At 64.4% G+C, this 20,063-nt stretch carries 22 protein-coding genes, 1 tRNA gene and 5 pseudogenes; 16 read left to right on the plus strand and 12 right to left on the minus strand.

Going from position 1 to position 20,063, the window contains the following annotated elements; genetic code table 11:
• Positions 1–3: 3 nt before the first annotated feature.
• The 3 genes from G6N13_RS00680 to G6N13_RS00690 all read right to left on the minus strand — a co-directional run bounded on the left by G6N13_RS00680 (position 4) and on the right by G6N13_RS00690 (position 2,419).
• A complete protein-coding gene (locus G6N13_RS00680; protein WP_163694394.1) occupies positions 4–261 on the minus strand; it encodes a DUF3297 family protein in 258 nt (85 codons plus the stop codon).
• 251 nt (positions 262–512) lie between these two features.
• Complete coding sequence (locus tag G6N13_RS00685) at positions 513–1,085, minus strand: LppA family lipoprotein (RefSeq protein ID WP_163694395.1); 573 nt, start codon at positions 1,083–1,085, stop codon at positions 513–515.
• A 71-nt stretch (positions 1,086–1,156) separates the two neighbouring features.
• On the minus strand, positions 1,157–2,419 hold the full coding sequence (locus tag G6N13_RS00690) for an ATP-binding protein (RefSeq protein ID WP_170310428.1): 1,263 nt from the start codon (positions 2,417–2,419) through the stop codon (positions 1,157–1,159).
• 243 nt (positions 2,420–2,662) lie between these two features.
• Here G6N13_RS00690 and G6N13_RS00695 point away from each other — a divergent pair, with 243 nt between their 5' ends.
• The 4 genes and pseudogenes from G6N13_RS00695 (at position 2,663) to G6N13_RS00710 (ending at position 5,315) form a co-directional block, all read left to right on the plus strand.
• Positions 2,663–3,013 (plus strand): hypothetical protein, encoded by a 351-nt coding sequence (locus G6N13_RS00695; protein WP_163694396.1) that lies wholly within the window; start codon positions 2,663–2,665, stop codon positions 3,011–3,013.
• 181 nt (positions 3,014–3,194) lie between these two features.
• Positions 3,195–3,452: pseudogene (locus tag G6N13_RS00700) on the plus strand (IS1380 family transposase); the annotation flags it as partial.
• A 300-nt stretch (positions 3,453–3,752) separates the two neighbouring features.
• Positions 3,753–4,931, plus strand: a complete 1,179-nt coding sequence (locus tag G6N13_RS00705; RefSeq protein ID WP_163694397.1) for a Fic family protein — start codon at positions 3,753–3,755, stop codon at positions 4,929–4,931.
• Between the two features lie 36 nt (positions 4,932–4,967).
• Positions 4,968–5,315, plus strand: a complete 348-nt coding sequence (locus G6N13_RS00710; protein ID WP_163694398.1) for a hypothetical protein — start codon at positions 4,968–4,970, stop codon at positions 5,313–5,315.
• Between the two features lie 332 nt (positions 5,316–5,647).
• Here the strand turns inward: G6N13_RS00710 and G6N13_RS00715 are convergent, their stop codons facing one another.
• The 5 genes from G6N13_RS00715 to pgm form a co-directional block, all read right to left on the minus strand.
• Positions 5,648–5,854: a hypothetical protein gene (locus G6N13_RS00715; protein WP_163694399.1), complete on the minus strand. Its 207-nt coding sequence runs from the start codon at positions 5,852–5,854 to the stop codon at positions 5,648–5,650.
• A gap of 1,326 nt (positions 5,855–7,180) precedes the next feature.
• Positions 7,181–7,253, minus strand: a tRNA-Ala gene (locus G6N13_RS00720).
• A 52-nt stretch (positions 7,254–7,305) separates the two neighbouring features.
• Positions 7,306–8,568, minus strand: coding sequence for an MFS transporter (locus G6N13_RS00725; RefSeq protein ID WP_163694400.1), 1,263 nt, complete (start codon positions 8,566–8,568; stop codon positions 7,306–7,308).
• Between the two features lie 486 nt (positions 8,569–9,054).
• Positions 9,055–9,204 carry a hypothetical protein gene (locus G6N13_RS00730; RefSeq protein ID WP_163694401.1) on the minus strand — a complete coding sequence of 50 codons (150 nt, stop codon included), beginning with the start codon at positions 9,202–9,204 and terminating at the stop codon, positions 9,055–9,057.
• Between the two features lie 274 nt (positions 9,205–9,478).
• Positions 9,479–11,113: a phosphoglucomutase (alpha-D-glucose-1,6-bisphosphate-dependent) gene (gene pgm / locus G6N13_RS00735; protein ID WP_163694402.1), complete on the minus strand. Its 1,635-nt coding sequence runs from the start codon at positions 11,111–11,113 to the stop codon at positions 9,479–9,481.
• A gap of 68 nt (positions 11,114–11,181) precedes the next feature.
• Between pgm and crcB (G6N13_RS00740) the strand changes: the two genes are divergently transcribed.
• From crcB (G6N13_RS00740) to G6N13_RS00750, 3 genes are read left to right on the plus strand one after another with little or no spacing between them, the layout of a single operon-like run.
• Complete coding sequence (crcB, locus tag G6N13_RS00740) at positions 11,182–11,580, plus strand: fluoride efflux transporter CrcB (RefSeq protein WP_163701484.1); 399 nt, start codon at positions 11,182–11,184, stop codon at positions 11,578–11,580.
• A gap of 23 nt (positions 11,581–11,603) precedes the next feature.
• Complete coding sequence (gene crcB, locus G6N13_RS00745; protein WP_235678131.1) at positions 11,604–11,942, plus strand: fluoride efflux transporter CrcB; 339 nt, start codon at positions 11,604–11,606, stop codon at positions 11,940–11,942.
• Positions 11,939–13,000 (plus strand): putative PII-like signaling protein, encoded by a 1,062-nt coding sequence (locus G6N13_RS00750; RefSeq protein ID WP_163694404.1) that lies wholly within the window; start codon positions 11,939–11,941, stop codon positions 12,998–13,000. The genes crcB (G6N13_RS00745) and G6N13_RS00750 overlap by 4 nt, the downstream gene beginning before the upstream one ends.
• Before the next feature lie 4 nt (positions 13,001–13,004).
• Here the strand turns inward: G6N13_RS00750 and G6N13_RS00755 are convergent.
• The 3 genes and pseudogenes from G6N13_RS00755 to G6N13_RS00765 form a co-directional block, all read right to left on the minus strand.
• Positions 13,005–13,227: pseudogene (locus G6N13_RS00755) on the minus strand (hypothetical protein).
• A 16-nt stretch (positions 13,228–13,243) separates the two neighbouring features.
• Positions 13,244–13,687: a hypothetical protein gene (locus tag G6N13_RS00760; RefSeq protein WP_163694405.1), complete on the minus strand. Its 444-nt coding sequence runs from the start codon at positions 13,685–13,687 to the stop codon at positions 13,244–13,246.
• A complete protein-coding gene (locus G6N13_RS00765) occupies positions 13,688–14,047 on the minus strand; it encodes a hypothetical protein (protein ID WP_163694406.1) in 360 nt (119 codons plus the stop codon). It lies immediately after the preceding gene.
• A 189-nt stretch (positions 14,048–14,236) separates the two neighbouring features.
• Between G6N13_RS00765 and G6N13_RS00775 the strand changes: the two are divergent.
• The 9 genes and pseudogenes from G6N13_RS00775 to G6N13_RS00810 all read left to right on the plus strand — a co-directional run.
• Positions 14,237–15,013 (plus strand): annotated as a pseudogene (locus G6N13_RS00775) (response regulator); the annotation flags it as partial.
• Between the two features lie 54 nt (positions 15,014–15,067).
• Positions 15,068–15,196 (plus strand): annotated as a pseudogene (locus G6N13_RS00780) (response regulator); the annotation flags it as partial.
• Positions 15,197–15,331: 135 nt separating this feature from the next.
• On the plus strand, positions 15,332–15,733 hold the full coding sequence (locus G6N13_RS00785; protein WP_163701487.1) for an SCP2 sterol-binding domain-containing protein: 402 nt from the start codon (positions 15,332–15,334) through the stop codon (positions 15,731–15,733).
• The gene (locus G6N13_RS25790; protein ID WP_322789289.1) at positions 15,726–16,130 is read left to right on the plus strand and encodes an acyl-CoA carboxylase biotin carboxyl carrier protein subunit; all 405 of its coding nucleotides are present in this window, start codon (positions 15,726–15,728) and stop codon (positions 16,128–16,130) included. Before G6N13_RS00785 ends, G6N13_RS25790 begins: the two co-directional genes overlap by 8 nt.
• The gene (locus tag G6N13_RS00795) at positions 16,127–16,912 is read left to right on the plus strand and encodes a TIGR03084 family metal-binding protein (RefSeq protein WP_163694407.1); all 786 of its coding nucleotides are present in this window, start codon (positions 16,127–16,129) and stop codon (positions 16,910–16,912) included. The genes G6N13_RS25790 and G6N13_RS00795 overlap by 4 nt, the downstream gene beginning before the upstream one ends.
• A 39-nt stretch (positions 16,913–16,951) precedes the next feature.
• A complete protein-coding gene (locus G6N13_RS00800) occupies positions 16,952–18,448 on the plus strand; it encodes an acyclic terpene utilization AtuA family protein (protein ID WP_163694408.1) in 1,497 nt (498 codons plus the stop codon).
• Positions 18,448–18,737, plus strand: a pseudogene (locus tag G6N13_RS24665) (acyl-CoA dehydrogenase family protein); the annotation flags it as partial. The gene G6N13_RS00800 and the pseudogene G6N13_RS24665, both read left to right, overlap by 1 nt.
• 45 nt (positions 18,738–18,782) lie before the next feature.
• Entirely contained in the window at positions 18,783–19,037 is a 255-nt protein-coding gene (locus tag G6N13_RS24670; RefSeq protein ID WP_235678132.1) for an acyl-CoA dehydrogenase family protein, read from the plus strand.
• Positions 19,038–19,196, plus strand: a complete 159-nt coding sequence (locus G6N13_RS00810; RefSeq protein ID WP_163694409.1) for a hypothetical protein — start codon at positions 19,038–19,040, stop codon at positions 19,194–19,196.
• A gap of 1 nt (position 19,197) precedes the next feature.
• On the opposite strand, the gene G6N13_RS00815 is transcribed toward G6N13_RS00810, so the two are convergent.
• Positions 19,198–20,052 carry an extracellular catalytic domain type 1 short-chain-length polyhydroxyalkanoate depolymerase gene (locus G6N13_RS00815; RefSeq protein ID WP_163694410.1) on the minus strand — a complete coding sequence of 285 codons (855 nt, stop codon included), beginning with the start codon at positions 20,050–20,052 and terminating at the stop codon, positions 19,198–19,200.
• Positions 20,053–20,063 lie beyond the last annotated feature (11 nt).

Below are 20,063 nucleotides of genomic sequence, written 5' to 3' on the forward strand. Positions count from 1 at the left end.
CCGCTATTCGGCTAGGCGGAAGTAGGGTTCCACCGTGCCGCTGAGCTTGACAATCATTGGATTTCCGCGGCGATCCTTGGCGGTGGGAACTTCAACACGCACCCAACCCTCGGCCACGTTGTATTCGTGAACGTTGGTCTTCTCGACGCCATTGAAGCGAATACCCACGTCGCGAAGGAGCACCTCTTCGTCGTAGAAGGCACTGCGAGGATCAATGGAGAGGTGGTTCGGCGGAACGTCGGTGTTCTGGTCCTCAGACATCATGGCTTTCGTTTGAATGCGGCGTTTGGTTCTCTAAGAATCTACGCGACCTAGTATTAGCGCGGGTCGTGCGACCGCCATAGCGGATCTCTGCTCCGTCGAGATCGTCAATCAATTGCCGCACACTGCGCTTCGGCCATCAGTTCCACTCCTCCTGCGGCGTGGGCGACTGCACCCTCAACAGGGACACTCTACGACGCGCCGACTTGCCGCCGAGCGACCGAAACGCGACGGGATAAATTGGGGTGACACTAACTCGCTGCGATGACCGCGGGCGCTGGGATGTCGTCGCGTGCGATCTGCCCCGAAGAGCACGGCGAGCTGGCTTCGACCGATGGGGGGCAGCCCGGTTGCGGTGCACTCTCGATCTGCAGCCGATAGCCATCTGGGGCGTAACCGAATTCGTTCGACTTGGAGTAGCCATCTCGCTCGACGACGTACCAGCCCCAAGCGCGCCAGATATTGCCGACTCTTCGCACGCGGTCGGTGCCATCGGCACCATCGAGCAGCTTGAGTTCACCGATGGCGTGGAATCGCATTGGTGCTGCGGCACGCAGCTTCTGCGACGCCACGCGCAGCACAGTGCCCGTCTCGCTCGAGAACTGCACATCGTGGTCGTCGGGCGCGTTCTTGAATACCGTCGCGTTCCCCGCACCCAATGTCCGTGCCGCTTCGGCGACAATCTCACATACCCGATTCCAGACCTGTTCGGGGACAGGGACATCAGACACGTACTTCGCGAGCAGGATGTCCTGGCCTTCTGACTGTTCATACGGTGGGTTGCACCCGACGCGGCCTTCGTCGAGGTGCCACTCGAACAGCAACTGTCGTCAAAAGTGTGGTCCATCCGTCGGAGTCCGCCCGGACGCTGCTGCGGTGAGTCACGCGTTGACGGCTACGGCCCTAATGCCGAGATTGGCACGACATGAACCCCATCGGTTCGCTTTCCGCCACCGCCGGTCGCAGTCAAGACGACGAGAGCGGACGGGCTGCCATGCTTCGAGGCATCCACGTCGGCCGCGAAGTCTAGGAGGCCCTTCGCCGCCCTGTCGATGACATTTTGATCACCCGTCAGCTTCACCTCGAATGCGGCCCAACCGTCCGGTGCGTCGATGATGGCATCGACTTCCTTACGACCGTGAGACTCCCGCCAGGAGTACACCTCCCCGCCGAGCGGTTGCGCATAGATGCGAACGTCGCGGACTGCCATCGCCTCGAAGTGGAATCCGGCAGCCTCGAGATCGGCGAGCAGATCCCGCGATCCAACCTTGAGCGCGGCGGTGCCCAGCGACGGGTCGACGAAGTAACGGACCGGCGCCTCGCGTAGTTCGGTGCGCGAACGCATGTGCGGCTTCCACGCCGGCGAGTTCTCGGTCAGCTTAAGACGGTCAAGCGCGTCGAGGTACGCATTCACCGTCTCCTTTGCCGGAGCCCGGTGATCGTCACCGGCGATGTCTGCGCCCAGCGCGGTGACTTTGATCGATGTCCCGACGGATCGCCCGAGCGATGCGAGTGCACGGCGCAGTCGGTCCGGAGTGCGCTTGCCGGTGCCGAGCTCAGGAATATCGATCTCGACGACCTGGACAAGGTAGTCGACAAGCCACCCCCGTGCACTGCGCTCGGACTGACCGAGCAACGCCGGCCAGCCGCCGATGACGATCCGCTCCATGAGATCCGGGACCGTCATCGCAGTTCGCTTCGCCTTCTGGTCTTCGCCGCGCAGCAGAGCAGCCAGCGAAACCTCGCCCGTCGAATGGCCTGATTCGAACAAGCTCATCGGCCGCATCCGGAGCGTGCCGATCCGACCCGCGCCGGAGTGCAATTCGCGCTCGCACCTCGGAGTCGCCGATCCCGTCAAGATGTACAGGCCACGACGGCGCAGATCATCGACGTGCCGCCGCACCTGGTCCCATATCTCCGGCGCGCGCTGCCATTCATCGAAAAGGATGGGCGTCTCTTGGTCGAACAGCTCGTCCGGGTTGAGTCCCAGGAGCGCCCGCGCGTTCGGGTCGGTGTCGAAGCGGACTGAACTTTTCGCCTGCTGGAGCGCGGTTTCCGTCTTCCCGCAGCCCTTCGGCCCATCAATGAGGACAGCACCGATCGAGATCAGCCGCTCGGACAGCTCGGCGTCGACGACACGTGCGCGATAGTCGTACATGACACCAGTCTACGTTTCTGGCAACTCGTAATCGCCTTTTTCGACAACCTAAACTCGCTGTTTTCGACAAGTCGTACTCGCTGCTTTCGACGAAGGCGGCGGGCGGCGTCCGCTCCATGTCGCGTCAGTGCGGCAAGTGCAGATCGTCGGAGGGCGTCCGACAGTGCTCCTCACGCTCGAAATCGAACCGTTTGGGCCATTCGGAGCAATCACGAAGCAGCACCCAAGAGCGACTGCTCAGTCGTGGAACAGCTGGGGCCGGAATGGACCGCCATGCAGCGTTCGGTCGCCGAGCTGGACAACGGTGCAGGCGAGACGAAAGACCTGATCGCCATCGCGGACAAGGAATCCGCAATGAGCGACAAGATCCGCGCCGCCGAGTCCTCGGTCTTGGCCCAGAACCTGAAAGATCAGTTGGACAAATGGGCTCAGGGCACTGCCCTCACTGCCAAGGGCCAGCGCGACGCGGCGAATCAGGCGGCTCCCCAAGCACCCACCGACAGCGGCGATCCCGAGTCGGTACAAGCGGCGCAGCTGACTTTTGACGCAACCGCCGCATTGCGGAAAGCCTGCCCGAACCTGCAACTCTCCTGACGTATGACCACCCACCTGCTGTTCGTCATTCTCATGGCCACCCTGAAGGTGGCGCTGCTGGCCCGGATTTTTCGTGGAATGTTGTGAGTTTCGGGGTGTAGATACGCGAAAGTGCCTGTCCCGCAAGGGATAATTGAACTTGTCTACGGTTCGACCACCCCATTGGGAAGGCACTTCGCAGGTGAAGAGTATCGCGGTGGCATCACGGGTGAAAGTGTCGGCTGACGGCCAGGGTGTCGTGTCGCATGCTGGGATGGGCTTGCTGCGTGAGCTCGCCGATCTCACGGGCCTGTCCTTGCAGGTCACCGCGGTGCTGGCCGATACCTACCGCGGCCGGTGGGTGTACGCCCCTGGTGAGGTGTTCGCCGATCTGGCGGCTGCGGTCGCCGACTGTGCGGACTGCATCGACGGTGTGGGACAGCTGTGCGGCCACCCCGAGATCTCTGCCAGGAAATTCAGCGCGGGCGCCGTGCACCCATCAGTTCCTCGACACACTGACGGTGCAGACCACCAACCTCAACCCCGCAGCCATCTCGGCCACCACATCGGCACCCTCACCGACGGCACAACACCCCATGGTCGTCATCCCGAGAGACGGTCAACAGGGCCTAGAAATCACCCCCGCGGCGGCCCTCCCCAGTCCTCGTTCCCCGCCCAGGCATGATGTTTTGATGATTATAAACAGTGGCTATGATGGTTACTATCTATCGCAGCGACTGTTTGTTAGGAGGTTTGCATCATGCTGTTCGAGCCGCCAACACTGGACGCTCGCGAGCACGAGGTCATCTCCGAAATAGACGAACTGCGCCAGCGGCTGCGTTCTCGCCTTTACGAACCGCGCCGTTGGACGGGCTCTCTACGCCGGGTGCAATTCGCCCGCGCAGTCCAAGGGTCCAACAGCATCGAGGGTTACGAAGCCAAACTTGACGATGCGCTCGCCATCGAGATGGGCGAAGAGGCCCTGGACGCGAGCGAAGAAACCGCCCTCGCTATCAAGGGCTACCGCGACGCGATGACCTACGTGCTCCAACTCGCGGAGGAGCCCAGATTCCGCTTCGAGGAACAACTCATCAAGAGCCTTCACTTCATGATGACGAATTACGACCTGAAGAGCCGCCCAGGCCGGTGGAGGGCCGGGCCGATCTACGTCCAGAAGGAAGAGACCGGCGAGATTGTCTACGAGGGCGTCGACGTCGACTCCGTCGATTCGCTCATGCACGAACTCGCCACATACCTGGAATCCGATGGGGATATCCCGATCGTCGTCAAGGCCGCGATGGCGCACCTCAACCTCGTGCTCATCCATCCCTTCCGGGACGGAAACGGTCGAATGGCGCGGTGCCTCCAAACGCTGGCGCTCGCTCGGGAAGGAATCGTTTCCCCGGTGTTCTCCAGCATCGAGGAATACCTGGGCCGTAACACACAGCCTTACTACGACGTTCTCGCAACGGTCGGAGCCGGCTCCTGGCAGCCCGCCAATGACACAAGGCCCTGGATTCGCTTCGTCCTCACCGCACACCTACGCCAAGCGAAAACCGTTCTGCGACGAACCAAAGAGATCGAAACGGTGTACTTGGAACTCGAACGTCTCGTGGCCCGCTACCGACTGCCCGAACGCACTCTCGAAGCGCTTTTCGACGCAACTTCCGGGCTCAGAGTCCGGCGGGCCGTCTACCGCGCAATTCTCGAAAACCAAAGCGAAGATTCGGTCAGTGAACAGACAGCGACCCGCGACCTGCAGAGTCTCACCAGCCACGGCCTCCTCGTCCCACACGGCGAACGCCGCGGACGCTATTACACGGCAGGCCCCGAACTCGCCGCGATCCGTGAGCGTGTGATGAAGAACCGCGACCCCCGCGACGAGTCGGATCCCTTCGCCGTCAAAGCCTCGGCTTCAGCTCAGGAGGGCCTGTTCTGAATGTCAGCGCACCACGAAAGAACGAAGGTGGGTTAGATGCCGCGCCGAACCATGACCGTCAACCGCGTCTGGTACCACCCGCTACGAAAGACGAACGTCGAAGACTGGGGTCAAGTTCGCGAACTTCCCAATGGCCGGGATCTGCTTGAGGTCTTCGTCGATTTCGCGCAGTCCGACATCGACAACGATTCATTGGTACGCGAGGACCGCGAGAGTTACGCAGTCGTCACCGGTGTCGAGCGCAAGAACAGGGCCGTCGTCCGTCAAGACCCGGCCGTGGTCAAGGCTGCGAAGCTGGCCGGCACCGACATCGCTCAAGCCGGCCGCTCCACCGCCAGGCTCGTCCACGAGGCGCACTCCGCGTGGCGACGAACTGCCCACTGAGACGACCCGACCCCAGACAAGGACCAGTAATCGAACACGCGCCGACGTGTTCGAACTTCAACTGTCGTCAAAACTGTCGTCAAACGGTTCATTCTTCCCCGGCAGACGGTTCCTTCGGCATACCTGCATCCTCGTTTCCAAGGTCAGGAGCCTCCGGCATTTCCAGGGCGTTTCAGTCCCGAGCTTCAACGCCAATTCGCTTAGGCGCTCGCGAAGCTCGTTGGTGGGTGCATGGTCAGCGAAAAGGTCCTGATAGTTCGGGTGCAAAAGGTACGAACTCGAGGCCGGACCCGATGTGGTGGCCTTCCACGAGATCCGATCCAGAAATATCTCTAGCATTCGCGCCGCAGATTGGTCACTGGGGTCATCGCCGAACTGCAGTGATCGTCGATATGGATGGCACGCTGTGCGATGTCAGCGCCGTCGTCCATCTTCAAGCCGAGCAGGACGGTTTCGCCGCCTTCCACGAGGCGTGTGCCAAGTGCCCACCTCATCGGGAAGTGGTCGACTGGTGCATCGACCACCACAGAAGTGGACATGCGATCCTGATCGTCACAGGCCGGGACGCTTTGTGGCTAATCCCCGAGTGTTCCTGGACGTGCTCACCGAGTTGTTTGTAGGTGACGAAGCCGTTGTACTTCCTTGCCGTATCTTCCAGTAGGGCAACGGCATGCGGTGACCACGAATCGAGGGCTGCCGCCATAGAGACAAATCTGTTTTCCTGATCGTAAGGCACCCGCTAATCCTCCTCTGACCCGTTCCACCATTGCATATTCACCGGAGCCGACATCCCCCACATACGTCATGTATCGGCATCCGGCGCCTGGCTCGTTCACAGAAGCTGCAACCCCATTTCCCCCAAAACCACAAGACTGGATCGAGGGCTGCCGCGGTGCCATGGAGTTGCTGAGGGCCGACTGCTGTTCCGTGATCGACCGCGTGTTGCCACTGACGTTGAATATGGGAGCGGACACTTTCTAGATCCTGTCCCTGAGTTGTTGTGACACCAAGGTTCTCCGTGACCTTGCGGACCTGGACGTCCACGGCGACTGGAAGAACATGGATCGCGTCGATGCGGGCCCCTCCGGGTTCGGCCAGCATCCGAATCCACATCGGACCGACCTTCGGCCCAGCCAGGAAGGGAAAGCGTGATGTCTTCTCGGATTCAAACGTCTTGACTTTGATGGCGTCAAGCAACCGCCGCGCGTCGCCCTGACCATCGAAGACTGCCGCGTGAACCTCAGGTGCCACAGTGCGATCAGCGAGAGACTCTGCGATTGTCCGCCAGGCGGCGACGTCCTGAAGGTGGCGCTGACTTACTCGGCCCTCACTTAGCACTTCAGCGAGTTCCGTGAAACTCCGAGCGCGAACGATCGTGGGGTCGAAGACCCACGGCCTCTGCGCCCAAACCCTCTGCGCTGAGCGCCACAACGCATCAGCGTCCCTTGCCCGGTCCATCGCGGCGACAAACGTGATGAAGGATCGCAGTTCCGGTTGAGAGATGCCCGCGTCACGCAGGGCAGCTGCGACGGCCACTTCCGGCATGCTCGCCCATCCCGGGACAGGCGCATTGGCTCGCTCGCTGAGATCCAGCTCGCCCCGATCGAAGGAAGTCGTAATCGCAGTGACGACGACGCCGGCCTCAGCTGACGACAACTCCGTTTGAGATTGACTCAACCCAGGCCCCCTTCCCGCTTCGATCAACTCGGCGGAAACGTACCGCTAGATGGAGACTTTGATGGGCGTCGTCGAACAGGGAATCGAAGCATCGCCGAACAAACTGTCGTCAAGACTGTCGTCAAACCGCTCCACCGGCTCCCACCCAGCAAAAAACCCGAGACCATGTGGTCTCGGGTTTTTCTCTGTGGAGCTAAGGGGATTCGAACCCCTGACCCCCACACTGCCAGTGTGGTGCGCTACCAACTGCGCCATAGCCCCAAGTGTGCCCACCGAAGTTACACCACCGGTGGGCGCGCTTCAAAATCGCTGGTCAGGGCAGCTCGCCAGCGGCCTCCGGGCCCAGCGGCCGCGCCGGGGTGTGCTCCAGCGGCGGAGCATCTCGCGTTTCGGGCGCCAGCAGCCACCCGATCGAGGCCAGCGCCAGGATCGCGCCGCTGATCGCGAACGCCGCTTCGAACGAGAAGTGCTGGGCGATCTCCCCGACCCCGAGCGATCCCACGATCGAGCCCAGGTCCGACATCATCTGGAACGTCGCCACCGCCGTCCCGCCGCGCGCCCTGCCGATGATGTCGGCCACCGCGGCCTGCTGCGGCGCGGTGAAGACCCCAGTGCCCGCGCCGGCGATGAACGCACCCACCAAGAACACCGGCAGCGACGTCGCCGCCCCGACCACTGCGGTCGTCAGGCCCGACGCCGCCAGGCCGACGATCAGCAGCGGCCGCCGGCCGGTCCGGTCCGACAGCCGCCCCGACGGGATCACCGCGGCGACGTTGCCGGCCGCGAACGTCGCCAGCGCCGCACCCGCGACGCCGGGCCCGCGGTGCAACGCCTCGGTGATGAACAGCGGCACCAGGGCGACCCGCAGCCCGAACGCCGACCAGCCGGTAGCGAAGTTGGACAGCAGTGCCGCCCGGTAGGCGCGATGGCGCAGCGCCACCTTCAGCGTGACGGTCAGCTCATCAGCCGGGGCGGGTGCCGCCAGGTGGGAATGCCGCAGGAAGATGAACACCACCGCCGCCGCGATCAGCAGCGCCGAGCCATAGATAAGGAACGGCGCAGCCAGGCCCAGGCCCGCGGTCAGGCTGCCCATCAGCGGGCCGGCCACCGAGCCGACCAGAAACGCGCTCGAGAACATGCCTGCGACCCGACCACGGGCGTCGTGCGGGCTGATGCGGATCATCAGTCCCAACGCGGAGACGAAGAACATCGTCGAGCCGATTCCACCCAACGCCCGGAATACCAACAGCTGCCAATAGGTATGAGCGAAGGCGCATGCCCCAGTCGACAGCGCGACGATGATTAGGCCGCTGACGTAGATGCGCCGCTCCCCCAGCCGCTGCACCAACATCCCCGACGCCGGCGCGAAGCACAGCCGCATCACCGCGAAGGCGGTGATCACGAACGTCGCTGCACTGATGCTCACGCCGAAGTTGCGGGCGAACTGCGGCAGCACAGGCGCCACTACGCCGTAACCCAACGCGATGACCGCGTTGGCGGCGATCAGAACCCAGACCTCGCGCGGGAGCTTTGCCTCGGCTTCCGAGGGACACTCACCCTCCGCGACGGAACTCACGAGATGACTGTATTGAGGCCGCGCCATCCACTATTCGTCGACCTGCTCTTCGGGCTCGACACAGCACGGCAGGCAGGCCGCAGTTGAAGTGTGGTTTACGCGCCCGGGAACAGGAGCCGTCGAACGATCGTTCACCAGAGGAGACCCGCCACGGCTCATCCCCCCTTGCCGTGGCGGGTCTCCTCGGTCTTGTTGCCGGTTCGTGAACGGACGCAACCCGATCTGGTCACGAGCCCGGATGAGACGTTTGCGAGGAATGCCGTCTGAAACCTGAGAAAATCTTGATGACGTCCGCGTCCAGGTGGATAGCCGCTCGTCAATCCGTTTGCGCTCTTGGGTTTCCGCCGCTCTGGTTGCGGGTGTGGTGTCAGCCCCTGCGGTTGTGACACCCCGTGCTGAGGTCGTTCACGCCGTACACGTCCGCGATGTGACCTTGGCGGCGGCTTCTCCATCGTCACCAGCGGCGAGTGCGGTTACCCCCGCAGGTCAGGTGCTGGTGGCTCTGGTGAAGACCATCACCTTCGTGGAGCTGTGGGCGATAGTGGCGGTCGACATCGTCGGCGCGCCAGTGCTTGCGCCGTCGTACTGGTTTGCCTCGTCATTCGTTGGCTGGGGCCCGCGCAACCCGATCGACACCGTTGCACGTTATCTGGAATCGATTTCGCAGGACTCGGTGCGAGCTATCCGATACCCGTTCACGGGCGTTTCCGGAGCGGCGGCCGCCACCGGAGGTAACCGTCAGTCTTCGTCGGCACCTACAGCGTCACGGCAGGCCCTGTTGCGCGCAGGCACCGGAAAGCGTCACTCCGGCGTCGCGACTCATCGTGGCGGATCGACATCTCGCGCCACCAAGCACAACGAAACACCTAAGACCGGTACCGAATCTCGATCGACTCGGCGACACGCGAGCTCACGAGATGACTGAGTTCACCACCTCACGGGCGGCTTTCTGCACCTCCGCCAGATGCTCGGGGCCCTTGAACGACTCGGCGTAGATCTTGTAGACGTCCTCGGTGCCCGACGGCCGCGCCGCAAACCAGCCGTCGGCGGTGGTCACTTTGAGCCCACCCAGCGGAGCGCCGTTGCCCGGTGCGGTGGTCAGCTTCGCGGTGATCGGCTCGCCCGCCAACTCGGTCGCGGTGACCTGCTCCGGCGATAGCTTGGCCAGCCGCGCCTTCTGCTCCCGGTTAGCCGGGGCGTCGACCCGGGCATAGGTCGGCGCCCCGTACGTGGCCGCCAGCTCGGCGTAGCGCTGCGAGGGCGACAATCCGGTGACGGCAAGGATCTCGGAGGCCAGCAGGGCCATGATGATCCCGTCCTTGTCGGTGGTCCAGACCGACCCGTCGCGGCGCAGGAACGATGCACCGGCCGACTCTTCGCCGCCGAAACCGATTGTGCCGCTGATTAACCCGCCGACGAACCATTTGAAGCCGACCGGCACCTCGATGAGCTCGCGGCCCAGGCCCGCTACCACCCGATCGATGATCGACGAGCTGACGGCCGTCTTGCCGACCGCCACACTGGCTGGCCAGTCCGGTCGATGCGAGTACAGGTAGTCGATCGCCACGGCCAGATAGTGGTTCGGGTTCATCAGCCCGGCGTCGGGGGTGACGATGCCGTGTCGGTCGGAGTCGGCGTCGTTACCGGTGGCGATCTGATACGAGTCGCGGTTGGCGATCAGTGAGGCCATCGCGTTGGGCGAGCTGCAGTCCATCCGGATCTTGCCGTCGGTGTCCAGCGTCATAAATCGCCAGGTCGCATCTACCAGCGGGTTGACCACGGTGAGGTCGAGGTCATGCCGCTCGGCGATCGCACCCCAGTAGTCGACGCTGGCCCCGCCCAGCGGATCGGCACCGATGCGGATCTTCTGGGCCCGGATGGCGTGGATGTCGACGACGTTGGGCAGATCCGAGATGTAGGAGTCAAGGTAGTCGTGGCGCTGGACGCTCTTCAGTGCGCGTGCCAACGGCACCCGCTTCACGCCCTGGAGGCCGTCACGCAGAATCTCGTTGGCGCGCTTGGCAATCGCGCCGGTGGCATCGGTGTCGGCCGGCCCGCCGTTGGGCGGGTTGTACTTGAAGCCGCCGTCACGTGGCGGGTTGTGCGACGGGGTGACGACGATACCGTCGGCCAGACCGGCGCTCAGCCCTCGGTTGAAGGCCAGGATCGCGTGGCTGACCGCCGGCGTCGGAGTGTAGCGGTCAGGGGAATCAACTATCGCCACAACGTCATTGGCGGCCAATACCTCTAGCGCCGACACCCATGCCGGCTCGGACAGCCCGTGGGTGTCACGGCCGATGAACAGTGGCCCGGTGGTGCCCTGCGCAGCTCGGTACTCCACAATCGCCTGAGTGGTGGCCAGGATGTGCGCCTCGTTGAACGCCCCGTCCAGACTGGAGCCGCGATGCCCCGACGTACCGAACACGACCTGCTGGTCGATGTTGTCGGGGTCGGGGGTGACCGTGTAATACGCGGTGACCAGATGGGGCAGATCGACGAGGTCTTCGGGGAGCGCCGGCTGACCGGCGCGGGGGTTAGCCGCCATGGCACCAATTCTGCCCTCCCGAGGGTGATACTTGCTCGCGGATTCATCCACGGTTAAGGGGGTTGACCTTGTTCGGCCATGACAACCGAGAGCTGGCGGCCGTATTCGTCGGCGGTGCGGTCGGGACCCTGGCCCGCGCGATCCTGGCCACGGCGTTCGCCGATGACCCGGCACGCTGGCCGTGGGCGACCTTCGGCGTCAACATCGTGGGTGCGTTCCTGCTGGGCTACTTCACCACCCGACTGCTCGAACGACTGCCACTGTCGAGCTACCGCCGCCCGCTGTTGGGTACCGGGTTGTGCGGCGGGCTGACGACGTTCTCCACCATGCAGGTCGAGACGTTGAAGATGATCGAGCACCACCATTACGGGCTGGCGGCGAGCTACACCGTGGTCAGCATCGTCGCCGGTCTGCTGGCGGTGTATGTGGCGACCGCGCTGGTGCGTCGCGTCAGGATCCGTGCGTGACCCTCGCGCTGTGGGCCGGGGTGATGGTCATAGGTGGGCTTGGGGCGGTGGCCCGTCTCCTGGTCGATCGAGCGGTGGCCCGCCGGGCGGCGCGGTCGTTCCCGTTCGGGACCCTGGCCGTCAACATCAGTGGCGCGGTGCTGCTCGGGTTCGTCAGCGGGCTGACGCTGAGCCACCACGCCGCCCTGCTGGCCGGCACCGCCTTCGTCGGGGCCTACACCACGTTCTCGACCTGGATGCTGGAAACCCAGCGGCTGACCGAGGAACGCCAGATCTGGCCCGCGGTCGCCAATCTCGTCGTCAGCGTCGCCCTGGGCGTCGCCGCGGCGATGCTCGGCCAATGGATTGCGAGCCTGCTGTGAGCGACAACTACCTCAAGCTGACCACCTTCTTCAGCGACCGTCAGCGCGCCGGTTCCCGCCTGCTGGCCGACGCCATGCTCGATCTCTACGCCGAACGCGGGGTGGCCAACAGCGTGATGCTGCGCGGTATCGCCAGCTTCGGCCCGCGGCGCATCGTCCGCAGCGACGAGTCGCTGACGTTGTCGGAGGATCTGCCGGTCGCGATCGCCGCCGTCGACACCGAAGCGAAAATCAGCGGGCTGATCGACGACGTCGTCGGCAGCACCAACCGCGGCCTGATCACCCTGGAGCGGGCCCGGCTGTACAGCGGTGAGCTGCCCGAGGATGACGATGCGGTCAAACTCACCGTCTACGTGGGCCGCCGACGCCGGATCAACGGCGCAGCGGCCTTCTACGCGGTGTGCGATCTCCTGCACCGCCACCACTTCGCGGGAGCGACGGTGTACCTCGGCGTGGACGGCACCGCAGACGGTAGGCGCCGCCGTGCCCGGTTCTTCGGCAGCAATACCGATGTACCAATCATGATCATCGCCGTCGGCAGTGCCGCACAGGCGCAACGCGCGCTACCCGAACTCGAAGCCCTGATGAACGAGCCGCTGGTGACGGTGGAGCGTGTCCAGGTGTGCAAGCGCGACGGCCAGCTGCTGACCCGTCCACCAGCGCTGCCCGCGGTGGATGCTCATGGCCGGGAATTGCGCCAGAAGCTCACCGTCCACACCGACGAGTCGACCCACCACGATGGGGCGCCGATCCACCGAGTGCTGGTGCGGCGGCTGTGGGAGTCGGAGATCGTCGGCGGCGCCACGGTGCTGCGCGGTATCTGGGGCTTCCACGGTGACCACAAACCTCACGGCGACAAGCTGATTCAATACGGCCGCCAGGTGCCGGTGACCACCATCGTCATCGACACCCCCGAGGTCATCGCGCGGGCCTTCGACATCGTCGACGAGGTCACCGGCCGCCATGGTCTGGTGACCTCCGAGATGGTGCCCGCCCAGTTGATACTCGACGGCGATGTGCGCCGGGGCGCGACCGACCTGGCTGACTACCTGTACTGAGTGATCAGCTGTCGGCCAGGACCGTCAGCAAGACCACCGAGTCCTCGACCGCATGCAGGCCGTGCCGTTCCTTCGGGACGACCAGCAGATCGCCCTCGCGACCCTCCCAGGATTCATCAGCGTCTGGCGTAGCTGATGATCGTGGCCGGCGCGGCGCGCCCACTGTTCGACGAGCGGGCCGCGGCCAGCCCTTCGTCGGCGAGTGCAGACAGCGATACCGATTCCATTTACTTCCTGCAGTGTTCAAAAGTTAAGCAGCAGTGCGCCACCCGTGAGTAGCGCCGACACCTTGACGACTTCGAAGACGACGTAGGCGTAGTGCGCGTGTGATCGCCCGGCCTCGGCCTGGCTGGCGTCGGCCAGAACCGCATCTGTGCGACGCATCAGGGCCGGACGCACGGCGATCACCTGGATCAGCAACGCAGCGATGGCCACCACGACAGCGGCGATGGCACCGACACCGGGCGCGCCGACCACGAAGGCGATCACGATGACCGTCGCCAGCACGGCTTCGCAGATGTTGAGCGCCCGAAAGACCAGCCGGCCGATACCCAACCCGAGCGGGATGGTGATCCCGGGGGCACGGAACTTTAGCGGCGCTTCGAGAAATGAGATGGCCAGCACCATGCCCAGCCAGACGAACCACGCTGCCACCGCGACCGCCATCCAGTGCGCCACCGCGTCCACCTACTGCCAATCCGCTGCGAGTTCGGCCACCCAGTCACCAGCGTGCGCCGGGTCATCCGGCGGCGACGCAACCAGAACCAGTTCGTCGACGCCCAATTGTGCCAGACGCCCGGCGCCCGCCGGATTCGGTTGGCGCAGTGCGACTGCCCTATGCAGTCCGGCTCGATCACGTCCCGCTTCCCGGCACAACTGGCGTAAGGTCGTCACCTGCTCAGCGACATCGTCGGCGGTACCAGCAGCTCGCCGCTCGAACGGCATGACGCCGCGGTCATCCAGGCGGTCGCCACCACAACGATCGGAATCGCCACCGGCGTCGCGGCGGCTCATCACCGGCGCGCCGACCCGGTCAGCGGCGTCCATTGCTTAGACAGCTTACAAACCCTACCGACTGGGTATCGCGGGTGCCCGGCCGCAGCCGACCTGTAAACACATGGAGATGCACAGAGTGGTACGCGGTGATCCCTCACGCGACCAACCGATCCGGATGCCTAGCGAGAATCGACCGCCGCTGAGCTTATCCAGGCTGGCGGCTTGCTTGGCCACGAGCCTATGCGCGCACCTCATGACCCACGGCGACTCAACCGCGTCGGTTTTGCCGGAGCCGGCAACCGACCGATTTCGTTGCTGCTGATCGAAGACGACCAAGCCGACGCCATCCCGGTCGAAGAGTTGATCGACGACGCCGGCACCGGCATCAGCGTCGAATGGGCGGCATCGATGGCGATTGCCGCCGAGAAGTTGACGCATCACCGGCCCGATTGCGTGCTCCTTGATCTCAATCTGCCGCATACGAATGGTATTTCGGCGGTCGACCGCGTCACCAAACTCGATGCCACCCTGCCGATCGTGGTGTTCACGGGGCTAAACGACGAACACTTCGGCTAAACGACGAACACTTCGGCATCTACGCGATGGCCTCCGGCGCTCAGGACTACCACGTCAGAGGGCACGTAGAACCCGAGACATTGCACCGCTCAGTGCTTTACGCCATCGAACGCAAGCGGACGGAGCTGATCTCCGTCGACCTGCACACTAGCCAGGTGCGCGCTCAGGAGAACGCTCGGCTGGAGCGAGCACTACTGCCGTTACCGCTGCTCGACGAGAACCCCGGCGTCGATATCGTGACGCAGTACCGGCCCAGCCGCGAGAACGCGCTGCTCGGCGGTGACTTCTAACGACATGGTACCGACGCCGGACGGCACCGTGCACGTCATGGTCGGCGGCGTCGCCGGTCACGGCCCCGACGAAGCGGCGCTGGGCGCCGCGCTACGAATTGCCTGGCGCGCCTTCGCCTTCGCCGGACTTCGCGGTAACGACCGAATGCGGCACCGAACCGCAATCGGAAGGAACCGCTTCGTGACCGATAACGTTCGCGCGATCGACGTCCCGCGCAGCTACAAGCTGCACGCCAACGCCTACGTAACCAAGCCTGTCGACCTCGATCAGTTCATGAGCGCAGTGCGCCAAATCGATGAGTTCTTCGTTCAGGTGGTCCGGCTGCCGGGGGCCAGCCCCGCTGATTGCGATGGGTTGCTGTCTATCCCTTCGGGGGTAGCGATACATCCCGGCGGGGTCTGATCGATTCCGCTCCGCGGTGTTTGCATGGTGGTGGATCTCACCGTCAAGCCGGGAGCACCGATCGCCATGGGTTTTTTCAAGGACGCCGACGAACTCGACAAGTACATCGGCGGGGTGTTTCGCGAAGCGGGTGACCACCCGGAATCCGGTCCAAAACTCAAAGCAGCCAACATCGTCCTGCGGGTCATCTACACCGATCCCGACTTCGAGATGACGATGTGCTTTCACGATGACTACCAAGTCATCACCGGCCCCAACCACACCAAGCCCGACATCACGCTGTTGATGCGCGGCGATACCGCAGACCAATTCTGGCGCGGTGAGTACAACCTCGCCGTCGGCTTGGCTAAGGGACAGGTGAAGGCCAAGGGTCCGGTCAACAAGATCCTCAAGCTGGTGCCCCTGGCGAAACCGTTGTTTCCGATGTATCGCGAGAAGATCGCCACGAAGGACGACGCGAGTGCCTGAGACCATGCGGGCCGCCGTTCTGCGCGCGCCGCGTCACGTCGAGGTCGTGGAGATCCCGAAACCGGTGATGTCCAACCCGACCGACATTCTGGTCCGGGTCGAGCTGACCGCGCCCAGCGATCCGACGCCGAGCTGGACGGTGTTTCCCGACCCGTCAACGGTGGCCGAGGCCGGCTCACTGGTGGCGCCGATGCCGGGCGCGGTAGTGCGCATCGAAGTCATCCAGGGCAGCCGTGTGCAAGCGGGCACACCGGTGGTCGTGCTCGAGGCGATGAAGATGGAGCACACCGTGCGCGCCCCGGCCGACGGGGTAATCGCCGCCATCTCGGTGGCCGCCGGAGATCAGGTGGAATCTGGTCAGGTACTTGCCGTGGTCAGCGCAGACGAGACGGTATGAGCCTCGACTATCCGGGCCTGCTGGACGACTTGCACCAGGAATCTCAGGACCTCATCGCGTGCCTGCGAGAACTGGCAGCCGACCAGTGGGCCGACGCCACACCGGCACCGGGGTGGACCATCCACGATCAGGTCTCGCATCTGGCCTTCTTCGACCAGACCACCCTGCTTGCCTTGACCGATCCCGAGAAATTTCGGACTCAAGCCGAGCGCCTCATGGCCGACGGGATGGACTTGCCTGACCGCATCGCCGCCGAATACCGCAACATGCCCCCCGCGGAGCTGTTGCGGTGGTTCGTCGATGAACGGTTCACTCTGATAACCACACTCACCGCAGATGACCCTCGACGCCGGACACCCTGGTTCGGCCCCGACATGAGCGTCGCGTCGTCGGCGACGGCCCGCCTGATGGAGACGTGGGCGCACGGCCACCACATCTACGACGCCGTCAGTGTCGCGCATCCGCCCAGTCCCGGCTTGCGCAGTATCGCGCACTTGGGTGTGGCGACGTTCGGGTTCGCGCATGCCCTGAACGGGTTGCCCGTGCCCGACGAGCCGGTCCACGTCGCCCTTCACTCGCCGCAGGGCGACACCTGGACGTGGGGACCGACCGGCACCGCCAATCACATCACTGGCGCGGCTGAGGATTTCGTCCTGACCGTCACCCAGCGACGGCACTGGACCGAGACCGCGCTGGTCGTTGAAGGTCAGGTAGCACGCGACTGGCTCGACATCGCCCAGGCATTCGCGGGAGCGCCGAGCCGGCGCGGGATATCCCGATGAGCAGACCCGTCCGCATCGGGAACGCCTCGGCGTCCTCCGGTGACCGGCTATGCACGAACCTTTCTGACGCAGTTCGAACAGGTCGCCGTGGCATGCGCTGAGCGTGGCATCAAGATCGTGGTCAATGCCCGCGGACTCATGCCTCAGTTGGCAGAGCTGCGCCGGGCGGGCGTGCCATTCGCGCATCTCGATACCGGACGAAGTCTCCAAGACGCTGATGTGCAGCCGGTTTCGGCGAATGCGTATCTGGGTGGTTGGGGCATCGCTGCGGCCTTGTCGTCCGGTGCCGACATCGTGGTCACTGGCCGAGTGACCGACGCCGCCCTGGTTGTCTGTGTCGGATCCTGTTGGCACGGCTGGGCTCGCAGGGACCACGACGCGTTGGCCGGCGCTGTGGCTGCCGGTCACATCATCGAGTGCGGCCCGCAGGCCACCGGCGGGAATTACGCACAGCTGCATGAGATCCGCGATCGACGCTACCCAGGCTCACCCATCGCCGAACTGGCCTGCGACGGCAGCTTCGTCATCACCAAGCCCGCCAACACGGGAGGACTGGTCTCGTCCGGCACTGTCATCGCGCAGCTCCTCTACGAGGTCGGCTCCCCGCGCTACCTAAACCCGGATGTGGTGGCGCACTTCGACACCCTGGCAGTCACCCAGGAGGGCCCAGACCGCGTCCGGATCAGCGGAACCAAGGGGTCACCGCCGCCGTCGACCCTCAAGGCGGCCATGAGTTATGTCGGCGGCTATCGCATGCTGACAGGACTGGACATCGAAGAGAAAGCCGCTTGGGCGGTCGATGGGCTCTTCGCACTGCTCGGTGGGCGCGATCAGAACGGCGAGGTGGACGTCCATCTCCTCCGCTACGACACGCCCGATCCGACATCGATGCCGGAGGCGACTGCGCACCTGACAGTCACGGTCGAGGACCGCGATAGAGCCGCAGTCGATCGCGGGTTCTTCAACGCGGTTGTCGAACTCGATGTGGCCGGATATCCGGGATTCCACAGCACGACGCCTCCGTCCTCGGCGAATGAGTCCGGCGTCTACTGGCCAACGCTGGTGCCGAGCCATTTCGTTGAGCATGTTGTCGTTCACGCCGACGGGTCGCGGGAAGCCAACCCGCACAGCACGTCCGCCACCGAACCGACGGCAGCGATCCCGCAGCCGACTTACGCCGATCCGGTCATCGACGCGGGACCCACAACCCGGCGGCCGCTGGGAACCGTCGTGGCCGCCCGGTCCGGTGACAAGGGGGGCAATGCCAAGCTCGGGGTATGGACTGACACCGATGAACGCTGGGTGTGGCTGCGGAATCACCCGACAGCTGACCGATTCCGCGAACTCGTCGGCGATGGCGGCGATCTGCCGATCCAGCGCTACGAATTCGGCAACCTGAAGGCACTCAACTTCGTCGTCACCGGGTTCCTCGGTGATGGCGTGGCGTCGTGTACGCGGCCCGATCCGCAAGCCAAGGCGCTCGGAGAATACCTGCGTTCCATGCACACCGATATCCCTGACAGGTTGCTGGGTTGATGGATTTCACCGAGCCGGAAGAACATCAGGACCTCCGCGTGGCGGTCGCCGCGGTCACCCAACGTTACGGCTCCGCCTATTTCGCCGAGCGGGCCGCCACCGGAGAGCCGACCACCGAGTTGTGGCAGGAGCTGGGCGCGCACGGATTCATCGGCATCAACTTCCCCGAGCAATACGGGGCGGCGGAGCGGGGATGGCAGAGCTTACGATCGTGTGCGAGGAGACGGCCGCTCACGGTTGTCCACTACTGCTGTTGCTGGTCTCCAGCGCGATCTCGGGCGAGCTGTTGAGCCGTTATGGAAGCGAGCAACAACGTCGAGAATGGTTGCCGCGGATGGCATCCGGCGAGACCAAAGTCGTCTTCGCGATCACCGAGCCGAACGCAGGATCCAATACCCGCCAGATCAGCATCACTGCGGTACGCGACGGTGAAGACTACCTGCTGAACGGCACCAAGTACTACATCTCCGGTGTCGACGAGGCCCGCGCGTTGATCGTGGTCACCCGGTCGGCACCCGAGCAGCTGTCGCTGTTCCTGGTACCCACCGACGCGCCGGGATTGGTCAGTATCGCGTTCGGGTTTCTATAAGTGGCGCGCCGCCGAGGATGCCGGCCCACACCGACCCAGCAGCGTCGTGACGCGATCGACGCCAAGGTCAAGGCGTTGGGCTACTGCGACGTCGTCACCATGATGGTCATCGGTGCCCGCACCCCCGAACAAATACTGCAAGCCGCAGACCTGATCTAGTTCAGCGCCCGTGGGCGGCGAAGAACTGCGCGCTGGCCTGCGAGGCATCGAAACCAGCCGCGGGCCCAGTCGGCCAGGTGTGGCCCCACCCGTCGATGGTGACAAAGGCGACCTCGGTGCCGTCTGCGCACCCTGCGGTAGACAGACGTTCGCCGCCGGCGACCGGTGCCAGCACCGCGGGCGGGCAGCGGTCGAAGGCAAGCCACCGATCCGCCATCGTCTGCGCCGCCACCACAGTGCTTGCTCCGCCGCGACCGACCATCCGGCCGCCGGTGTAGGGCACGACACGATCGGCGGTGCCGTGAATCGCAAGCACCGAAACGGGTTTCGACGGATTGCAGTGCACGTCGACACCCAGCGTGCTCGCCACCGGAACGATCGCGGCGACGAGGTCCGGCCGAGCGCAGGCCAGCCGGGTCGCCATGAATCCGCCCGCCGACATGCCCGTGACGAAGACCCGGCCAGGTGGGATGCCAAATTGCCGGGTGAGCCGACCGATCAGCGTCGAGAGGAAGCCGACATCGTCTACGCCCCGCTGGTCGGGGGTCGACGCACCACGCCCATCGGCCCAGCTGAGGTCGATGCCATCGGGATACGCGACGACCCAGCCGTATTGGTCAGCGACGGCGTCGTAGTTGGTTTCCGCGGCTTGTTTGCGCCCGGTCTGGCTCCCGCCATGCAGGTTCAGCACGAGCGCGTTCGGATGCTCCAGCCCCGCAGGGACATGCAGCAGGTACGTGCGGTGTAACCCACCGAACATCAACGCCTCGGGCGGATCAGGGCTGGCGGGTGCCTGCGCGGCAGGAAAGGTGAACAAGAGCAGGAGAGCAGCGACAAGCGGGATCACACGGCGCATCACAAATCCTT

Source organism: Mycolicibacterium sarraceniae (assembly GCF_010731875.1).
Lineage (GTDB): Bacteria > Actinomycetota > Actinomycetes > Mycobacteriales > Mycobacteriaceae > Mycobacterium > Mycobacterium sarraceniae.

What these genes read in the sequence shown, in the direction of transcription:
- G6N13_RS00710 (WP_163694398.1), top strand. Translation starts at nt 4,968, where the DNA reads ATGCCGCGCCGAACCATGACCGTCAACCGCGTCTGGTACCACCCGCTA.
- G6N13_RS00680 (WP_163694394.1), bottom strand. Translation starts at nt 261, where the DNA reads ATGTCTGAGGACCAGAACACCGACGTTCCGCCGAACCACCTCTCCATT.
- G6N13_RS00705 (WP_163694397.1), top strand. Translation starts at nt 3,753, where the DNA reads ATGCTGTTCGAGCCGCCAACACTGGACGCTCGCGAGCACGAGGTCATC.
- G6N13_RS00785 (WP_163701487.1), top strand. Translation starts at nt 15,332, where the DNA reads ATGGGTTTTTTCAAGGACGCCGACGAACTCGACAAGTACATCGGCGGG.
- G6N13_RS00815 (WP_163694410.1), bottom strand. Translation starts at nt 20,052, where the DNA reads ATGCGCCGTGTGATCCCGCTTGTCGCTGCTCTCCTGCTCTTGTTCACC.
- G6N13_RS00795 (WP_163694407.1), top strand. Translation starts at nt 16,127, where the DNA reads ATGAGCCTCGACTATCCGGGCCTGCTGGACGACTTGCACCAGGAATCT.
- G6N13_RS24670 (WP_235678132.1), top strand. Translation starts at nt 18,783, where the DNA reads ATGGCATCCGGCGAGACCAAAGTCGTCTTCGCGATCACCGAGCCGAAC.
- pgm (WP_163694402.1), bottom strand. Translation starts at nt 11,113, where the DNA reads ATGGCGGCTAACCCCCGCGCCGGTCAGCCGGCGCTCCCCGAAGACCTC.
- G6N13_RS00690 (WP_170310428.1), bottom strand. Translation starts at nt 2,419, where the DNA reads ATGTACGACTATCGCGCACGTGTCGTCGACGCCGAGCTGTCCGAGCGG.
- G6N13_RS00715 (WP_163694399.1), bottom strand. Translation starts at nt 5,854, where the DNA reads ATGTCCACTTCTGTGGTGGTCGATGCACCAGTCGACCACTTCCCGATG.
- crcB (WP_235678131.1), top strand. Translation starts at nt 11,604, where the DNA reads ATGGTCATAGGTGGGCTTGGGGCGGTGGCCCGTCTCCTGGTCGATCGA.
- G6N13_RS00765 (WP_163694406.1), bottom strand. Translation starts at nt 14,047, where the DNA reads ATGGACGCCGCTGACCGGGTCGGCGCGCCGGTGATGAGCCGCCGCGAC.